The 15,973-nt window shown below is 72.2% G+C and carries 13 protein-coding genes; 12 read left to right on the forward strand and 1 reads right to left on the reverse strand.

Going from position 1 to position 15,973, the window contains the following annotated elements; genetic code table 11:
• Positions 1–20: 20 nt before the first annotated feature.
• The 6 genes from ftsZ (at position 21) to AB0P06_RS13060 (ending at position 5,483) form a co-directional block, all read left to right on the forward strand.
• Positions 21–1,241: a cell division protein FtsZ gene (ftsZ, locus tag AB0P06_RS13035; RefSeq protein ID WP_363607313.1), complete on the forward strand. Its 1,221-nt coding sequence runs from the start codon at positions 21–23 to the stop codon at positions 1,239–1,241.
• A gap of 19 nt (positions 1,242–1,260) precedes the next feature.
• On the forward strand, positions 1,261–1,992 hold the full coding sequence (pgeF, locus tag AB0P06_RS13040) for a peptidoglycan editing factor PgeF (RefSeq protein ID WP_363607314.1): 732 nt from the start codon (positions 1,261–1,263) through the stop codon (positions 1,990–1,992).
• Entirely contained in the window at positions 1,992–2,798 is an 807-nt protein-coding gene (locus AB0P06_RS13045) for a YggS family pyridoxal phosphate-dependent enzyme (RefSeq protein WP_363607315.1), read from the forward strand. Before pgeF ends, AB0P06_RS13045 begins: the two co-directional genes overlap by 1 nt.
• A gap of 302 nt (positions 2,799–3,100) precedes the next feature.
• On the forward strand, positions 3,101–3,700 hold the full coding sequence (gene sepF / locus AB0P06_RS13050; RefSeq protein WP_363607316.1) for a cell division protein SepF: 600 nt from the start codon (positions 3,101–3,103) through the stop codon (positions 3,698–3,700).
• A gap of 92 nt (positions 3,701–3,792) precedes the next feature.
• Positions 3,793–4,074: a YggT family protein gene (locus tag AB0P06_RS13055; protein WP_148645520.1), complete on the forward strand. Its 282-nt coding sequence runs from the start codon at positions 3,793–3,795 to the stop codon at positions 4,072–4,074.
• 59 nt (positions 4,075–4,133) lie between these two features.
• Positions 4,134–5,483, forward strand: a complete 1,350-nt coding sequence (locus AB0P06_RS13060; protein ID WP_363607317.1) for a DivIVA domain-containing protein — start codon at positions 4,134–4,136, stop codon at positions 5,481–5,483.
• Between the two features lie 154 nt (positions 5,484–5,637).
• Here AB0P06_RS13060 and ileS read toward each other — a convergent pair whose 3' ends face one another.
• Positions 5,638–8,766 carry an isoleucine--tRNA ligase gene (gene ileS / locus AB0P06_RS13065; protein WP_363607318.1) on the reverse strand — a complete coding sequence of 1,043 codons (3,129 nt, stop codon included), beginning with the start codon at positions 8,764–8,766 and terminating at the stop codon, positions 5,638–5,640.
• Between the two features lie 600 nt (positions 8,767–9,366).
• On the opposite strand from ileS, the gene AB0P06_RS13070 reads away from it, so the two are divergent.
• The 6 genes from AB0P06_RS13070 to AB0P06_RS13095 all read left to right on the forward strand — a co-directional run bounded on the left by AB0P06_RS13070 (position 9,367) and on the right by AB0P06_RS13095 (position 15,970).
• Entirely contained in the window at positions 9,367–9,873 is a 507-nt protein-coding gene (locus tag AB0P06_RS13070; protein ID WP_363607319.1) for a TraR/DksA family transcriptional regulator, read from the forward strand.
• A 171-nt stretch (positions 9,874–10,044) separates the two neighbouring features.
• Positions 10,045–10,644 (forward strand): signal peptidase II, encoded by a 600-nt coding sequence (gene lspA / locus AB0P06_RS13075; RefSeq protein ID WP_363607320.1) that lies wholly within the window; start codon positions 10,045–10,047, stop codon positions 10,642–10,644.
• Positions 10,645–10,676: 32 nt separating this feature from the next.
• Positions 10,677–11,615: an RluA family pseudouridine synthase gene (locus tag AB0P06_RS13080; protein WP_363607321.1), complete on the forward strand. Its 939-nt coding sequence runs from the start codon at positions 10,677–10,679 to the stop codon at positions 11,613–11,615.
• Between the two features lie 11 nt (positions 11,616–11,626).
• The gene (locus tag AB0P06_RS13085) at positions 11,627–12,097 is read left to right on the forward strand and encodes a GNAT family N-acetyltransferase (protein WP_363607322.1); all 471 of its coding nucleotides are present in this window, start codon (positions 11,627–11,629) and stop codon (positions 12,095–12,097) included.
• Between the two features lie 121 nt (positions 12,098–12,218).
• Positions 12,219–15,071, forward strand: coding sequence for an alpha/beta fold hydrolase (locus tag AB0P06_RS13090; RefSeq protein WP_363607323.1), 2,853 nt, complete (start codon positions 12,219–12,221; stop codon positions 15,069–15,071).
• Positions 15,068–15,970 (forward strand): ABC transporter permease, encoded by a 903-nt coding sequence (locus tag AB0P06_RS13095; RefSeq protein ID WP_363607324.1) that lies wholly within the window; start codon positions 15,068–15,070, stop codon positions 15,968–15,970. The genes AB0P06_RS13090 and AB0P06_RS13095 overlap by 4 nt, the downstream gene beginning before the upstream one ends.
• The last annotated feature ends 3 nt before the right edge of the window (positions 15,971–15,973 follow it).

Raw genomic sequence — 15,973 nt, forward strand, 5'->3', positions numbered from 1 at the left:
CGAGGCGAGAGGCCTTCGACGTGGCAGCACCGCAGAACTACCTCGCAGTCATCAAGGTCGTCGGTATCGGCGGCGGTGGTGTCAACGCCATCAACCGGATGATCGAGGTCGGTCTCAAGGGCGTCGAGTTCATCGCGATCAACACCGATGCGCAGGCCCTCCTGATGAGCGACGCCGACGTCAAGCTCGATGTGGGCCGTGAACTCACCCGGGGCCTCGGCGCCGGCGCCAACCCCGAGGTCGGCCGCAAGGCCGCCGAGGACCACCGTGAGGAGATCGAGGAGGTCCTCAAGGGGGCCGACATGGTCTTCGTCACCGCAGGCGAGGGCGGCGGCACCGGCACCGGCGGCGCGCCCGTCGTGGCCAACATCGCCCGCTCGCTCGGCGCGCTGACCATCGGCGTGGTCACCCGCCCCTTCACCTTCGAGGGCCGCCGTCGCGCCAACCAGGCCGAGGACGGCATCGCCGGCCTGCGGGAAGAGGTCGACACCCTCATCGTCATCCCCAACGACCGGCTGCTGTCCATCTCGGACCGCCAGGTCAGCGTGCTGGACGCGTTCCGCTCCGCCGACCAGGTGCTGCTCTCCGGCGTCCAGGGCATCACCGACCTGATCACCACCCCGGGTCTGATCAACCTCGACTTCGCCGACGTCAAGTCCGTCATGTCGGACGCCGGTTCGGCGCTGATGGGCATCGGCTCGGCCCGGGGCGAGGACCGCGCCAAGGCGGCCGCCGTGATGGCGATCTCCTCGCCGCTGCTGGAGGCGTCCATCGACGGCGCCCGCGGTGTACTGCTCTCCATCTCCGGCGGCTCCGACCTCGGCCTGTTCGAGATCAACGAGTCCGCCCAGCTGGTCAGCGAGGCCGCGCACCCCGAGGCGAACATCATCTTCGGCGCGGTCATCGACGACGCGCTCGGCGACGAGGTCCGGGTCACCGTGATCGCCGCCGGCTTCGACGGCGGCCAGCCGCCGGCCATCGTCCGCGACCCGGTGGTCAAGTCCACCCCGACCGCCCCGGCCACGCCGCCGGCCGCCCCCGAGCGTCCGGCGAGCCGGCCCTCGTACGGGAGCATCGGCTCGGTGACGTCGCGTTCGGAGAACGAGTCGCACGCCGAGCGGCGTCCGGCCGAGACGCCCACCGTGACCGCCGCCCCGGTGCCGCCGCAGGTGCAGCCGGCCCGTCAGCCGTACGTCGAGAGCCCCGCGGAGGAGCTCGACGTGCCGGACTTCCTGAAGTAAGCGCGGACTGAAACAGGCAGTGGTGGATCACGCAGTTCGCAACGGTGCTCACTTCGCCTTCACCGACCGGTGGGGCGGGGTGAGCACTTCGCCGTACGGGGAGCTCAACCTCGGCGGTGCGGTGGGGGACGACCCGGCCGCCGTCCGGGAGAACCGGACGCTCGCGGCCCGCTCGCTGGGGCTGGACCCGGCGGACGTGGTCTGGATGAACCAGGTGCACGGCGCCGACGTCGCGGTGGTGACCGGTCGCCAGCCGGTGGGGGAGGCCCCGACGGTGGACGCGGTGGTCACCGCCCGGCCGCTGGCGCTGGCGGTGCTGACCGCCGACTGCACCCCGGTGCTGCTGGCCGACCCGGTGGCGGGTGTGGTGGGCGCGGCCCACGCGGGCCGGCCCGGGCTCGCGGCCGGGGTGGTGCCCGCGGTGGTCCGGGCGATGACGGAGCTGGGGGCCGAGCCCGGGCGGATCACCGCCGCCACCGGCCCGGCGGTCTGCGGTCGCTGCTACGAGGTGCCGGCCGCGTTGCGCGCCGAGGTGGCCGCGCTGGTGCCGGCCGCGTACGCCGAGACCTCCTGGGGGACCCCGGCCCTGGACGTGGCGGAGGGAGTGGCGGCCCAGCTGGCCGCCGCAGGCGTCACCGAGGTGGTGCGATCATCGGTCTGCACCCTCGAATCCGCCGATCACTACTCCTATCGCCGCGAGCAGCGCACCGGCCGGCTCGCGAGCTACGTCTGGTTGGGCTCTGAACTCTGATGACGAATGACATCTACGGACCGTTCCCCGGGGACGCCCCCGGTTTCCCCGACGCGGCCTGGCTGGCCGCGCTGACGGAGGGCCAGCGCGCCCGGTACGAAGAACTGGGGACCAACCTGGAGGTGGTGGAGCGTCGGATCGCCGACGCCTGCGCCGCCGCCGGGCGGCCGCGCGAGGAGGTCAGGCTGGTGGTCGTCACCAAGACCTACCCGGCCGAGGACACCGCGCTGCTGGCGGCACTGGGCGTCACCGATGTCGCCGAGAACCGCGACCAGGACGCCGCGCCCAAGGCGGAGCAGTGCAGAAACCTTCCGCTGGACTGGCACTTCGTCGGCCAGCTTCAGACCAACAAGGTCCGCTCGGTGGTCCGGTACGCGAACCACGTGCACTCGGTGGACCGGCTGCGGCTGGTGGAGTCGCTCTCCGCCGCGGTGCTCAAGGCCGAACGCCCGGAACTCGGCTGCCTGGTGCAGGTCGCGCTGGAGAAGGAGCACGGCGCGGGCGAGGGCCGGGCCGGGGTGGCGCCGGAGGACGTCGAGGCGCTGGCCGACGCGATCGCCGACACGCCCGGGCTGCGCCTGGACGGTGTGATGACCGTCGCTCCGCTGGCCGGACCGCTCGCCGGGAACCCGGCCGAAGCATTCGCGCGGGTGGCGGAAATCGCAACCTCCGTACGGACGGCCCATCCTGCTGCCACCATGGTTTCCGCAGGAATGAGCGGTGACCTGGAGCAGGCCGTGGCTGCCGGGGCGACACATGTGCGCGTCGGAACGGCGGTACTCGGAGTGCGGTCACCCCTCAGGTAACGTCACCGGGTAGTAGATCAGACTGCAGGACAAAATAGGACAGAAGCTAGCAGCTTTCCAGAGCGCTAGCGAACCGTGGATCGCAACTCCGCGGCCCCCACCCACAATTTCTGACCGGCCGTCGGCCTGACGGACCGTCGTGGGCGGACCGCGGAATCCGCAGGCAGGGCCGTACGGCCTGACCGCCGGTGACGGAGCCGATTCACCACGGAGCGAGCGGAGCGAGCGACCAGCGAAGGGCGCGCGCCCGTGAAGCGCCCACCGAGCGCAGCGAGGTGGGAATGAGCGGAGGAGACAGGAGCATGGCCGGCGCAATGCGCAAGATGGCGGTCTACCTCGGCCTCGTGGAGGACGAGACGTACGACGGCCAGGGGTACGACCCCGACGACGACTACGACGCGGACCCCGAGCCGATTCGCACGGGGCGGACGGAGGACATCCCCCGGCCGGCCGCCGCGCCTTCGCCGGTCTCCTCGATCACCCCGCAGCCGGTGCCGGCCGCGGTCCCGATCCGCCAGGAATCCCCGAGGATGGCCCCAGTGTCGTCCATCACACCCGAACGTCGCCACAACCTGGAGAAGAGCGCACCGGTGATCATGCCCAAGGTAGTGAACGAACGAGAGCCCTACCGCATCACCACGTTGCACCCCCGGACCTACAACGAGGCCCGTACCATCGGGGAACAGTTCCGTGGCGGGACCCCGGTGATCATGAATCTGACCGAGATGGACGACACCGACGCGAAGCGGCTCGTAGACTTCGCCGCTGGACTCGTCTTCGGTCTGCACGGCAGTATCGAGCGCGTGACACAGAAGGTGTTCCTGCTGTCGCCTGCTAACGTCGATGTCACGGCGGAGGACAAGGCTCGGATCGCCGAGGGTGGGTTCTTCAACCAGAGCTGACCCGGCCACGACTTTACGTGTGGATCTGATCAACAGTGAGTTAGCGACAGGCGGCAGGCCCAAGGGGCCGAGGACCGGGGAGAGGGAAGCGCGTGGGGATCGTATGGGCGGTGCTCTATTACGCGCTGACCGTCTTCCTGGTGTTTCTGCTTGTGCGGCTGGTGATGGACTGGGTCTTCCAGTTCGCGCGTTCGTGGCGGCCCGGCAAGGCCATGGTCCTGGTCCTGGAGGCCACGTACACTGTCACGGATCCGCCGCTCAAGCTTCTTCGGCGGTTTATTCCGCCGTTGCGTCTCGGGGGCGTGGCGCTCGACCTGTCCTTCTTCGTACTGATGATCATTGTGTATGTCCTGATCTCGCTTGTGCGGCCCTAGTCGTAGGTGAGCGATGCGACAGGATGCCGGTGTGCCGACGATCACGTTGAGGTGAAGAGATGCCATTGACCCCCGAGGACGTTCGGAACAAGCAGTTCACGACCGTCCGCCTGCGCGAAGGCTATGACGAGGACGAGGTCGATGCCTTCCTCGACGAGGTCGAGGCGGAGCTGACCCGCCTTCTGCGCGAGAACGAGGACCTGCGTGCCAAGCTGGCCGCCGCGACCCGTGCCGCCGCGCAGAACCAGGCCAACATGCGCAAGGAGCCGCCGCAGGACTCGCGTCCCGGTGCGCCCGTGCCGGCCGCCATATCCGGTCCGCCGGTGCCCGGGCAGCAGCAGGGCCCCGGTCCGCAGCAGATGGGCGGCCCCGGCGGCCCGCAGCAGCAGATGGGTGGCCCGCAGCAGCAGCAGATGGGCAACCAGCCGCTCGGCCTGCCGTCCGGTGCCCCGCAGCTCCCGGCCGGTCCCGGTGGCCCGCAGCAGATGGGCGGCCAGCAGCAGCAGATGAACCAGACCATGGGCGGCCAGCAGCAGCTGGTCCAGCCGATGGGCGGTCAGATGCTCCAGCCGATGGGCGGCCCGATGGGCCAGCAGGTCCCCGGCCAGGGCAACCCGATGGGCCAGGGCATGGGCCAGCAGCAGATGCAGCAGATGGGTGGCCCGATGGGCGGCCCGCAGCAGATGGGCGGCCCGATGGGCGGCCCGATGCAGCAACAGCAGCAGCCCGGTGGCGACAGTGCCGCCCGCGTTCTGGCGCTCGCTCAGCAGACCGCCGACCAGGCGATCTCCGAGGCCCGTTCCGAGGCCAACAAGATCGTCGGCGAGGCGCGCAGCCGGGCCGAGGGTCTGGAGCGCGACGCCCGGGCCAAGGCCGACGCCCTGGAGCGGGACGCGCAGGAGAAGCACCGGGTCGCGATGGGCTCGCTGGAGTCCGCGCGGGCCACGCTGGAGCGCAAGGTCGAGGACCTGCGGGCGTTCGAGCGTGAGTACCGGACGCGTCTGAAGTCGTACCTGGAGACCCAGCTGCGCCAGCTGGAGTCGCAGGCGGACGACTCGCTCGCCCCGCCGCGCATTCCGGCCACCGCCTCGCTGCCGCCGGCCGCGTCGTCGATGGCTCCGGCCGGTGCGTCCGCGATGAGCAGCGGTGCGCCGGGCTTCGGTGGCAACCAGCCGTCCTTCGGCGGGAACCAGCCGTCGTTCGGCGGGCAGAGCTCCTTCGGCGGCGGCAACAACGGTGCGCCGAGCTTCGGCGGGCAGTCCTCCGGTGGCAACTCCGGTGCCCCGCAGATGCAGCCGGCCGGGATGACGCAGCCGATGGCCGCCGTCCGGCCGCAGCCTCCGCAGCCGATGCAGCAGGCGCCGGCGCCGATGCGCGGGTTCCTGATCGACGAGGACGGCGACAACTGAGGTTGTAGCCGGACAGTACATCGAGGGCGCCCCCTCCGTGACCTTGCGGTCATGGCGGGGGCGCCCTCGTTTTCCACGGCGGTCCGGAGACCGCGACGCGGGTACGGCGAAGCGGCCGCCGTCTCCCCGGGGAGACGGCGGCCGCTTCGGTCGGTCAGGCCTTGCGGAGCTGGAAGGCGAGGCCGAGGGAGTCGTCGGAGAAGGTCTCCGACTCCCAGTCGGCGGCGCCGGCCGCGAAGTCGGTGGCCAGCACCTCCTCGGCGACCAGCGGGCCGTGCTCGGCGATCGCCTCGGCGGTCTCCTCGTCGGTGGCCCGCCAGCGGAGCACGATCCGGTCGGCCACGTCCAGGCCGGAGTTCTTCCGGGCCTCCTGGATCTGGCGGATCGCGTCGCGGGCGACGCCGAGACGCTTGAGCTCCGGGGTGATGGCCAGGTCGAGCGCGACGGTGGCGCCGGACTCGTTGGCGACCGCCCAGCCCTCGCGCGGGGTCTCGGTGATGATCACCTCGTCCGGGCTCAGCGTGACGGTCTCGCCGTTCAGCTCGACGCCGGTGCTGCCGTCGGCCCGCAGTTCGGTGGCCAGCCGGGCGGCGTCGGCGGCGGCGACGGCCTTGGCCACGTCCTGCACGCCCTTGCCGAAACGCTTGCCCAGCGCGCGGAAGTTGGCCTTGGCGGTGGTGTCGACCAGCGAACCCCCCACCTCCGCCAGGGACTCCAGGGTGGCGACGTTGAGCTCCTCGGCGATCTGCGCGCGCAGGTCGGCCGGCAGTTCCTCCCAGCCCTGGGCGGCGATCAGCGCCCGGGAGAGCGGCTGGCGGGTCTTCACCCCGGACTCGGCACGGGTGGCCCGGCCGAGCTCGACCAGCCGGCGCACCAGCGCCATGTGGCGCGAGAGGTCGGCGTCGACCAGCGACTCGTCGGCCTCCGGCCAGGCGGCCAGGTGGACCGAGGCCGGGGCGTCCGGGGCGACCGGGACGACCAGGTCCTGCCAGATCCGCTCGGTGATGAACGGGGTCAGCGGGGCCATCAGCCGGGTGACCGTCTCCAGCGCCTCGTGCAGGGTGGCGAGTGCGGCGGCGTCGCCCTGCCAGAAGCGGCGGCGGCCGCGGCGGACGTACCAGTTGGACAGGTCGTCGACGAAGCCGGAGAGCAGCTTGCCGGCCCGCTGGGTGTCGTACGCCTCGAAGGCCGCGTCGACCTCGCGGACCAGGGTGTTCAGCTCGGAGAGCACCCAGCGGTCCAGCTGGGGGCGGTCGGCCGGGGCCGGGTCGTTCGCCGAGGGGGCCCAGCCGGAGGTGCGGGCGTACAGGGCCTGGAAGGCGACGGTGTTCCAGTAGGTGAGGAGGGTCTTGCGGACCACCTCCTGGATGGTGCCGTGGCCGACCCGGCGGGCCGACCAGGGCGAGCCGCCGGCCGCCATGAACCAGCGCACCGCGTCCGCGCCGTGCTGGTCCATCAGCGGGATCGGCTGCAGGATGTTGCCCAGGTGCTTGGACATCTTGCGGCCGTCCTCGGCCAGGATGTGGCCCAGGCAGACGACGTTCTCGTAGCTGCTCCTGTCGAAGACCAGGGTGCCGACGGCCATCAGCGTGTAGAACCAGCCGCGGGTCTGGTCGATCGCCTCCGAGATGAACTGCGCCGGGTAGCGCTTCTCGAACAGCTCCTTGTTCTGGTACGGGTAGCCGTACTGGGCGAAGGGCATGGAGCCCGAGTCGTACCAGGCGTCGATCACCTCGGGCACCCGGGTGGCGGTGCCGCCGCACTCGCGGCAGGCGAAGGTGACGTCGTCGATGTACGGGCGGTGCGGGTCGAGGTCGCTCTGGTCGGTGCCGGTGAGCGTGGACAGCTCGGCCAGCGAGCCGACGCAGGTCAGGTGGCCCTCCTCGCAGCGCCAGATCGGCAGCGGGGTGCCCCAGTAGCGGTTGCGGCTGAGCGCCCAGTCGATGTTGTTGTTCAGCCAGTCGCCGAAGCGGCCGTGCTTGACCGTCTCCGGGTACCAGTTGGTGGCCTCGTTCTCACGGATCATCGCGTCCTTGACGGCGGTGGTCCGGATGTACCAGGAGGGCTGCGCGTAGTAGAGCAGCGCGGTGTGGCAGCGCCAGCAGTGCGGGTAGCTGTGCTCGTACGGCAGGTGGCGGAAGAGCAGGCCGCGCTCGTCGAGGTCCTGGACCAGGGCCTCGTCGGCCTTCTTGAAGAACTGGCCGCCGATCAGCGGGACCTCGGGCGCGAAGGTGCCGTCGGCGAGCACCGGGTTGACCACCGGCAGGCCGTAGCGGCGGCAGGTCGCCAGGTCGTCCGCGCCGAAGGCGGGGGACTGGTGGACGATGCCGGTGCCGTCCTCGGTGGTGACGTAGTCGGCGTTGAGGACGTAGTGCGCGTTCTCGATCTCGACCAGGTCGAACGGGCGCCGGTAGGCCCAGCGCTCCATCTCGGCGCCGGTGAAGGACTGGCCGGTGGCCTCCCAGCCCTCGCCGAGCGCCTTGGCCAGCAGCGGCTCGGCGACCACCAGCTTCTCGGTGCCGTCGGTGGCCACGACGTAGGTGACGCCGGGGTGGACGGCGGCGGCGGTGTTGGAGACCAGGGTCCACGGGGTGGTCGTCCAGACCAGCAGCGCGGCCTCGCCGGCCAGCGGGCCGCTGGTCAGCGGGAAGCGGACGAAGACCGAGGGGTCGACCACGGTCTCGTAGCCCTGGGCCAGCTCGTGGTCGGACAGGCCGGTGCCGCAGCGCGGGCACCAGGGGGCGACCCGGTGGTCCTGGACCAGCAGGCCCTTGTCGAAGATCTGCTTGAGCGACCACCAGACGGACTGGACATAGGACGGGTCCATCGTCCGGTAGGCCTCGTCGAGGTCCACCCAGTAGCCCATACGGGTGGTGAGCTCGGTGAAGGCGTCGGTGTGGCGGGTCACCGACTCACGGCACTTGGCGTTGAACTCGGCGATGCCGTACGCCTCGATGTCCTGCTTGCCGGAGAAGCCCAGCTCCTTCTCGACGGCCAGCTCGACCGGGAGGCCGTGGCAGTCCCAGCCGGCCTTGCGGGCGACGTGGTAGCCCTTCATCGTCCGGTAACGCGGGAAGACGTCCTTGAAGACGCGGGCCTCGATGTGGTGGGCGCCGGGCATGCCGTTGGCGGTCGGCGGGCCCTCGTAGAACACCCACTCGGGGCGGCCCTCGGACTGCTCCAGGCTGCGCTGGAAGATCTTGTTGTCCTGCCAGAAGGACAGGATCTGGTGTTCGAGGGCGGGCAGGTCGACCTGCGCGGGGACGGAGTTGTAGGAGCTCATCGCGGGTGTCATACCTCCGGCGGACATGGACGGGATCCGACGGAGGGACGAGACGGCATGCCGCCCCGCGGTACCACCCTCCTTGGCCGCGGTGCTGACTGCGGCCCTCTTGTTTGGGCTTGCTGCCGGGTCTAGTGGGCTACTGCGACCTGCGTCGCTGGCCGTTCTTCCGGCGGCTCCGGGGTGATCTTCCCGTCGTGCACACCCCCGGGCTCGCACCGTCCCCGGGTCGCTGGTGGCTGCGTACGTCGGTACTCGTCCCATCTGCGCCTTGCAGGCCCAGTGTATCGGCCGTCGCAAGTCGGTTTGTCCGGCGCGCGAGGGGTGGTTAGGCGGGGGTGTTCTGGGCACACATCTGGTCAGCGTGCGGGGCGTGGCGGCTGGGGCGGCTGCCTGGGTGGGAACATGGTGAGGTGCCGGTATGTCATGTTGTGACCGGTTTTGATGGGGATTATCGTTCCGGCACTGGAGGCCGCCGGGAACCGGCGGCTCGATTCGTTCGTAGATGGGGTCGAAGCCATGGCTGAGAAGACAACCGTCGCGGGTACCGCCACCAAGCGGGCGCGCAAGGCTGTGGCAGGCGATCCAGGGGAGGGGACCGTGACCACTACCGCACGGCACAAGACCAGTAACGACACCGCTCGCGTCGCCGCCGGCCGCACCCGGACGCCGGCCGCCCCCGGCGCCCGCGGGGGCGCCGAGTCGGTGGACCCGGCCGAGCTGCCCGTCCGTCCGGGCGAGGAGCCGTGGACCGGGGAGGAGGTGCGCGAGCTGCACGCCGAGCTGATCAGCGACCTGGAGCGGCTGCAGAACGAGATCGACGCCTCCGAGGCCACCATCTCCGGGCTGATGCGTGACTCCAACGACGGAGCCGGTGACGACCAGGTGGACGCCGGTACGAAGAACATCTCGCGGGAGAGCGAGCTGGCCCTGGCCAACAACGCCCGCGACAGCCTCGCCCAGACCGAACACGCCCTGGCCCGCCTGGAGACCGTCGGTTTCGGCGTCTGCGAGTCCTGCGGCCAGGCCATCGGCAAGGCCCGGATGCAGGCCTTCCCCCGGGCCACGCTCTGCGTCCAGTGCAAGGCCAAGCAGGAGCGTCGCTGATCGGGCCGACCGGGGCGGCGAGGGCGTGCGGGCTTGCCGTACGCTCAACCCCGTAACGTCGCCCGACTCGTCCCGGTCGGCGATCACCGGCCCACTCTCCCCCCGCCTTTCGGTCCGGGGGGACCTCCATCGGCAGCGGAGCGGATCATCAGTACGCAAGGTTCCCCCCAGATGCGGGACGAGTCCGTCCCGACTCCCGCCGACGCTGTGGAGGAGGCCGTGGCCGAGCCCGGCGAGGTGGCCGCACCGGCCGAGGAGACGACGCCGAAGGGGCGCCGGCGGATCGGCGTGCTGCTGGTGATCGCACTGTTCGCCTTCCTGATCGACCTCGGCAGCAAGCTGCTGGTGGTGGCCCGGCTGGAGAACCACGCGGCGATCAAGGTGATCGGCGACGTGGTGACCTTCCAGGTGATCCGCAACTCCGGCGCCGCGTTCGGTATGGGCCAGGCCCTGACCGTCGTCTTCACCATGATCGCCTCGTCCGTCATCGTGGTGATCTGGCGGATCGCCCGCAAGCTCTACAGCCTGCCCTGGGCGATCGCGCTCGGGCTGCTGCTCGGCGGGGCGCTCGGCAACCTCACCGACCGGCTGTTCCGCTCGCCGGGCGTCTTCCGCGGCCACGTGGTCGACTTCATCTCGGTACAGCACTTCGCGGTCTTCAACCTCGCCGACTCGGCGATCGTCTGCGGCGGCATCCTGGTCGTCCTGCTCTCCTTCCGCGGCAGCAACCCGGACGGCACCGTCCACCAGCAGGCGGACAAGAGCGAGTAGGGGCGGGCTCCGCGTCCGGCATACTCGTACGGGTGAGTACCGCAGCGCAGATCCGCAGCCTTCCCGTACCCGACGGCCTGGAGGGTGAGCGTCTCGACGCCGCCCTCGCCCGGATGTTCGGCTTCTCCCGGACCAAGGCCGCCGAGTTGGCCGCCGAGGGCAAGGTGACGCTCGACGGCGCCGTGGCCGGAAAGTCGGACCGGGTGACCGCAGGCTCCTGGCTGGAGGTCGAGATCCCCGCCCCCGCCGCGCCGGTGCGGATCGTCGCCGAGCACGTCGAGGGCATGCACATCGTCCACGACGACGAGGACATCGTGCTCGTCGACAAGCCGGTCGGCGTCGCCGCGCACCCCAGCCCCGGCTGGACCGGCCCGACCGTGATCGGCGGCCTCGCCGCGGCGGGCTACCGGATCTCCACCTCGGGCGCCGCCGAGCGCCAGGGCGTCGTGCACCGCCTCGACGTCGGCACCTCCGGCCTGATGGTGGTCGCCAAGTCCGAGCGCGCCTACACCGACCTCAAGCGGCAGTTCCACGACCGGGTGACCGAGAAGAAGTACCACACGCTGGTGCAGGGCCACCCGGACCCGATGAGCGGCACGGTGGACGCGCCGATCGGGCGTCACCCCAGCTCGGACTGGAAGTGGGCGGTGACCAAGGACGGCAAGGCGTCCGTCACCCACTACGACCTGATCGAGGCCTACCGCGCCGCCTCGCTGCTGGACATCAAGCTGGAGACCGGCCGTACCCACCAGATCCGGGTGCACATGTCGGCGCTGCGCCACCCCTGCGTGGGCGACCTGACCTACGGCGCCGACCCGACGCTGGCCAAGCGGCTCGGGCTGACCCGGCAGTGGCTGCACGCGGTCTCGCTCGGCTTCGAGCACCCGGCGGACGGCGAGTGGGTGCAGTTCTCCAGCGAGTACCCGGCGGACCTGCGCAAGGCGCTCGACATCATCTCCTCCGAGAGCTGAGGGACGGCGGGATGAGCGCTTTCGCGGTACGGATCAGGGTCGCCGGGAGCGCGGACGACCTGGCGCTGGTCCGCGCGGTGCGGCGCGAGGTGTTCATCGTCGAGCAGGGCGTGCCGGAGGAGCTGGAGTACGACGACCTCGACGCCACCTCCGAGCACCTGCTCGCGGTCGGTCCGGAGGACCAGCCGCTCGGCACCGCCCGGCTGATCCACGGCGAGCAGGCGCGCGGGCTCACCGACGGGATCGAGGGCCGGGTGCTGCTCGGCCGGCTCGCGGTGGTGCGCGCGGCGCGCGGGACCGGGCTGGGCGCCGGGCTGGTGCGCGCGGTGGAGGCGGCCGGGCGTGGGCGCGGTGCCCGCGAGGTCGAGCTGCACGCGCAGGTCCAGGCGCTGGGCTTCTACGAGCGGCTCGGTTACACCGCCGAGGGCCCGGTCTACGACGACGCGGGGATTCCGCACCGGACCATGACCCGGGTGCTCTGACCGCCCTGTGAGCCCTCTCCCGTGCGCGGGGGAGGGCTGGGTCGTCCAGTGGGGGCGGGGCGCGGGTCTCTCCAGCGGCTTTACCGGACGCCTACCCGCCCGGCGGATACGATCACCGACCATGGAGCTCGGTGGCGCATGGCGCCGGTGGCGCGGCCGCGGGACGGCGGCCGGACGGAGGGTGCTGGCCGGTGCCGTGGCCCTGGTGGCGGTGGCCGGAGTCGGGACGGCGGTGGCCGTGGCGGCCGGCGGGGAACAGGCGGTCCGGCAGGAGGATCGTTTCCTCAGCATGCCGGAGACCCCTGGCAGCAGCCGGCAGATCCAGCTCGACACCTCGTACTTCACCACCGGATCCGACCCCCGGCCGGCGATCCTGCTCGCCCACGGCTTCGGCGGCTCCAAGGAGGGCGAGCGCGAGCGCGCCCAGCAGCTCTCCCGGCAGGGCTACGCGGTGCTGACCTGGTCGGCGCGCGGCTTCGGCCACTCCGGCGGGAAGATCGGCCTCAACGCACCCGACCGCGAGGTGGAGGACGTCAGGCACCTGGTCGACTGGCTCGCCCAGCGGCCCGAGGTGCAGCAGGACGCCCCCGGAGACCCGAGGGTCGGCATCACCGGCGCCTCGTACGGCGGCGCGGTGGCACTGCTCGGCTCCGCGTACGACCACCGCATCGACGCCGTGGCCAGCCAGATCACCTGGTGGAACCTGGCCGACGCGCTGTTCCCGCAGGGGGTGCGGGGCTCCGGCGCCGTCGACGGGGTGTTCAAGAAGCTCTGGGCCGGGATCTTCTTCACCACCGGTTCGGCCGGGGACCTCGGCCCCTCGGGCGGCGCGCCGCGCGCCACCTCCGGGCCGGGGGCGGCCGAGGACGCGCCGGTCGGTTGCGGGCGGTTCCTCGACACGCTCTGCCAGATGTACGACCGGGTCGCCACCACCGGGCACGCCGACCCCGAGGCCGTGGCGCTGCTGGACCGCTCCAGCCCCTCCTCGGTGGCCGGGCAGCTCAAGGCGCCCACCCTGGTCGTCCAGGGCCAGCAGGACTCACTGTTCCCGCTCGACCAGGGCGACGCCATCGCCCGGGCCGTCGCCGCCAACGGCGCGCCGGTGGCGGTGGACTGGTTCGCCGGCGGCCACGACGGCGGCACCGACACCAGCGCGCGGGTGGACGACCGGGTCGGCGCCTGGTTCGATCACTTCTTGAAGGGTGGCAGCTCGAAGAGCGGCAGCCTGAAAGGTGACGACCCCAAGGACGCGGGCGCCGGCACCGGGCCCGCCTTCCGGGTCACCCGCACCGGCGGCGTCGACTCCACCGGCTTCCAGGCCGTGCTGCGCGGCGCCTCCGCCGACGCCTACCCCGGCCTGGCCGGGACCGGCTCGCGCGACGTCGAGCTGACCGGCGGACCGGCCGGCGCCGAGCAGACCTTCGCCAACCCGCCCGGCGGCGCCCCGCCCAACATCTCCTCACTGCCCGGCATCGGCGCGCTCGGCCAGGCCGCCGCGCTGGGCGCCGGGCTCTCCCTGGACTTCCCCGGGCAGCACGCCTCCTTCGAATCCGCGCCGCTGGACGGCCCGCTGCACCTGACCGGGCAGCCCACCGTCGCCGTCCGGGTGCAGGCGGACCGGCCGGACGCGGTGCTCTTCGCGAAGCTGTACGACGTCGGCCCGGACGGCAAGGCGAGCCTGCCGCAGCAGCTGGTCGCCCCGCTGCGGGTCACCGGCGCGGACGCGGCCGGTGGCCGGACCGTCACCGTCGCGCTGCCCGCCGTCGACCACACCTTCGCCGCCGGACACCGGCTGCGGCTCGTGCTGGCCAGCACCGACCTCGCCTACGCCTCGCCGGCCGAGCCCGCCACCTACCGGGTCGCGATGGCCGGGGCGCTCACCGCGCCGACCGTCGACGGCCTGGTCACCGAGGCCGCGCCGCTGCCCGTGCGGACCTGGGTACTGCCGCTGGTGGCCGTCGCCGCGGCGGCCGCGCTGCTCCTGGCGCCCCGGCTGCGGCGGCGCCGCCGCGCGGGCCGGGCACCGGCCTACGACCCGGCGCTGGCCGGGGTGCCGCTGCAGATCACCGGCCTCAGCAAGCGCTACCGGGGATCCACCGACCGGTACGCCGTCCGGGAGCTGGGCTTCCGGGTCGAGCAGGGCCAGGTGCTGGGCCTGCTCGGGCCCAACGGCGCAGGCAAGACCACCACGCTGCGGATGCTGATGGGTCTGATCCGGCCGGACGAGGGCGAGATCAGGATCTTCGGCCACCTGGTGCGCCCCGGTGCGCCGGTGCTCTCCCGGGTCGGCGCCTTCGTCGAGGGCGCGGGCTTCCTGCCGCACCTCAGCGGCCGGGCCAACCTGCGGCTCTACTGGCAGGCCACCGGCCGCCCGGACGAGGACGCCCACCTGGACGAGGCGCTCGCCATCGCCGGACTCGGCGAGGCGCTGGACCGCGCGGTGCGCACCTACTCGCAGGGCATGCGCCAGCGCCTCGCCATCGCCCAGGCCATGCTCGGCCTGCCGGACCTGCTGATCCTGGACGAGCCGACCAACGGGCTCGACCCGCCGCAGATCCGCGAGATGCGCGAGGTGATGATCCGCTACGCGGCCGCAGGACGGACCGTCATCGTCTCCAGCCATCTGCTGGCGGAGGTGGAGCAGAGCTGCACCGACCTGGTGGTCATGGACCGGGGCCGGCTGGTCACCACCGGTGCCGTCGCCGAGATCGTCGGCGGGGGCGAGCTGCTGCTGGTCGGCACGCCCGCCTCGTACGGGCCGGACGAGCTGGCGGTGGCCGCCGAGAAGACGGGCGCGCTGGCCGGTGTCGGCTCGGCGGAGGCGGTCGAGGGCGGGCTGCTGGTGCGGCTGGACGGCATGGCGGCCGGCCGGCTGATCGCCGAGCTGGTGCGGTTGGGTGTGCCGGTGGAACGGGCCGGGCCGCACCGCCGGCTGGAGGACGCGTTCCTGTCGCTGATCGGAGGTGCGGCATGACCGCCGTTGTTTCGCCGGATGGTGTTTCGCCGGGGGCCACCCGGTCCGGAGGGGTGTCGCCGGACCACGCGCCCGGTTACCGGGCCGGGCGGACGCTGCCGCTGCGGATCGAGGCCATGCGCCAACTGCGGCGCCGGCGCACCCTGGTGATCGGCGGGGTGCTGGCCGCGATGCCGTTCGTCATCCTGGCGGCGTTCCAGATCGGCGGCACCCCCGGCCGTACCGACCGGACCACCTTCATCGAACTGGCCACCGCCTCCGGGCCCAACTTCGCGACCACGATGCTCTTCATGGGCACCGGCTTCCTGCTGGTGATCCCGGTCGCGCTGTTCTGCGGGGACACCGTGGCCTCCGAGGCGAGCTGGTCCTCGCTGCGGTACCTGCTGGCCGCGCCGGTGCCCCGGGCCCGGCTGCTGGCCCGCAAGTTCGCGGTGGGGCTGGCGTTCTCGGCGGCGGCCGTGGTGCTGCTGCCGGCGATCGGGCTGCTGGTCGGCACCGCCGCGTACGGCTGGGGCGACCTCAAGCTGCCCGCCGGGGTGAGCCTCCCGGCGGGGGAGGCGCTGCCCCGGCTGGCGATCGCGGTGGCCTTCGTCCTGCTGAGCGAGGTCGTGATCGCCGCGCTGGCGTTCTGGCTCTCCACCGCGACCGACGCGCCGCTGGGCGCGGTCGGCGGGGCGGTGTTCGCCTCGATCGTCACCGGGGTGCTGGACGCCGTCACCGCGCTCGGGGACCTGCGGGAGTGGCTGCCCGCCCACTGGCAGTACGCCTGGGCGGACGCCCTGCAGCCGCAGTTGGAGTGGGGCGGCATGATCCAGGGCGTCTCGCTCTCGCTGTCGTACGCGGCGGTGCTGCTGGCGCTGGCGTTCCGCGGCTTCGCCCGCAAGGACGTGGTGTCGTAGCGG

Source organism: Kitasatospora sp. NPDC088351 (assembly GCF_040685575.1).
Lineage (GTDB): Bacteria > Actinomycetota > Actinomycetes > Streptomycetales > Streptomycetaceae > Kitasatospora.

Bases quoted from the DNA above. Each gene is read 5' to 3' on its own strand.
- AB0P06_RS13095 (WP_363607324.1), top strand. From the start codon at position 15,068: ATGACCGCCGTTGTTTCGCCGGATGGTGTTTCGCCGGGGGCCACCCGG.
- AB0P06_RS13060 (WP_363607317.1), top strand. From the start codon at position 4,134: ATGCCATTGACCCCCGAGGACGTTCGGAACAAGCAGTTCACGACCGTC.
- sepF (WP_363607316.1), top strand. From the start codon at position 3,101: ATGGCCGGCGCAATGCGCAAGATGGCGGTCTACCTCGGCCTCGTGGAG.
- AB0P06_RS13045 (WP_363607315.1), top strand. From the start codon at position 1,992: ATGACGAATGACATCTACGGACCGTTCCCCGGGGACGCCCCCGGTTTC.
- lspA (WP_363607320.1), top strand. From the start codon at position 10,045: ATGCGGGACGAGTCCGTCCCGACTCCCGCCGACGCTGTGGAGGAGGCC.
- AB0P06_RS13085 (WP_363607322.1), top strand. From the start codon at position 11,627: ATGAGCGCTTTCGCGGTACGGATCAGGGTCGCCGGGAGCGCGGACGAC.
- AB0P06_RS13090 (WP_363607323.1), top strand. From the start codon at position 12,219: ATGGAGCTCGGTGGCGCATGGCGCCGGTGGCGCGGCCGCGGGACGGCG.
- ileS (WP_363607318.1), bottom strand. From the start codon at position 8,766: ATGAGCTCCTACAACTCCGTCCCCGCGCAGGTCGACCTGCCCGCCCTC.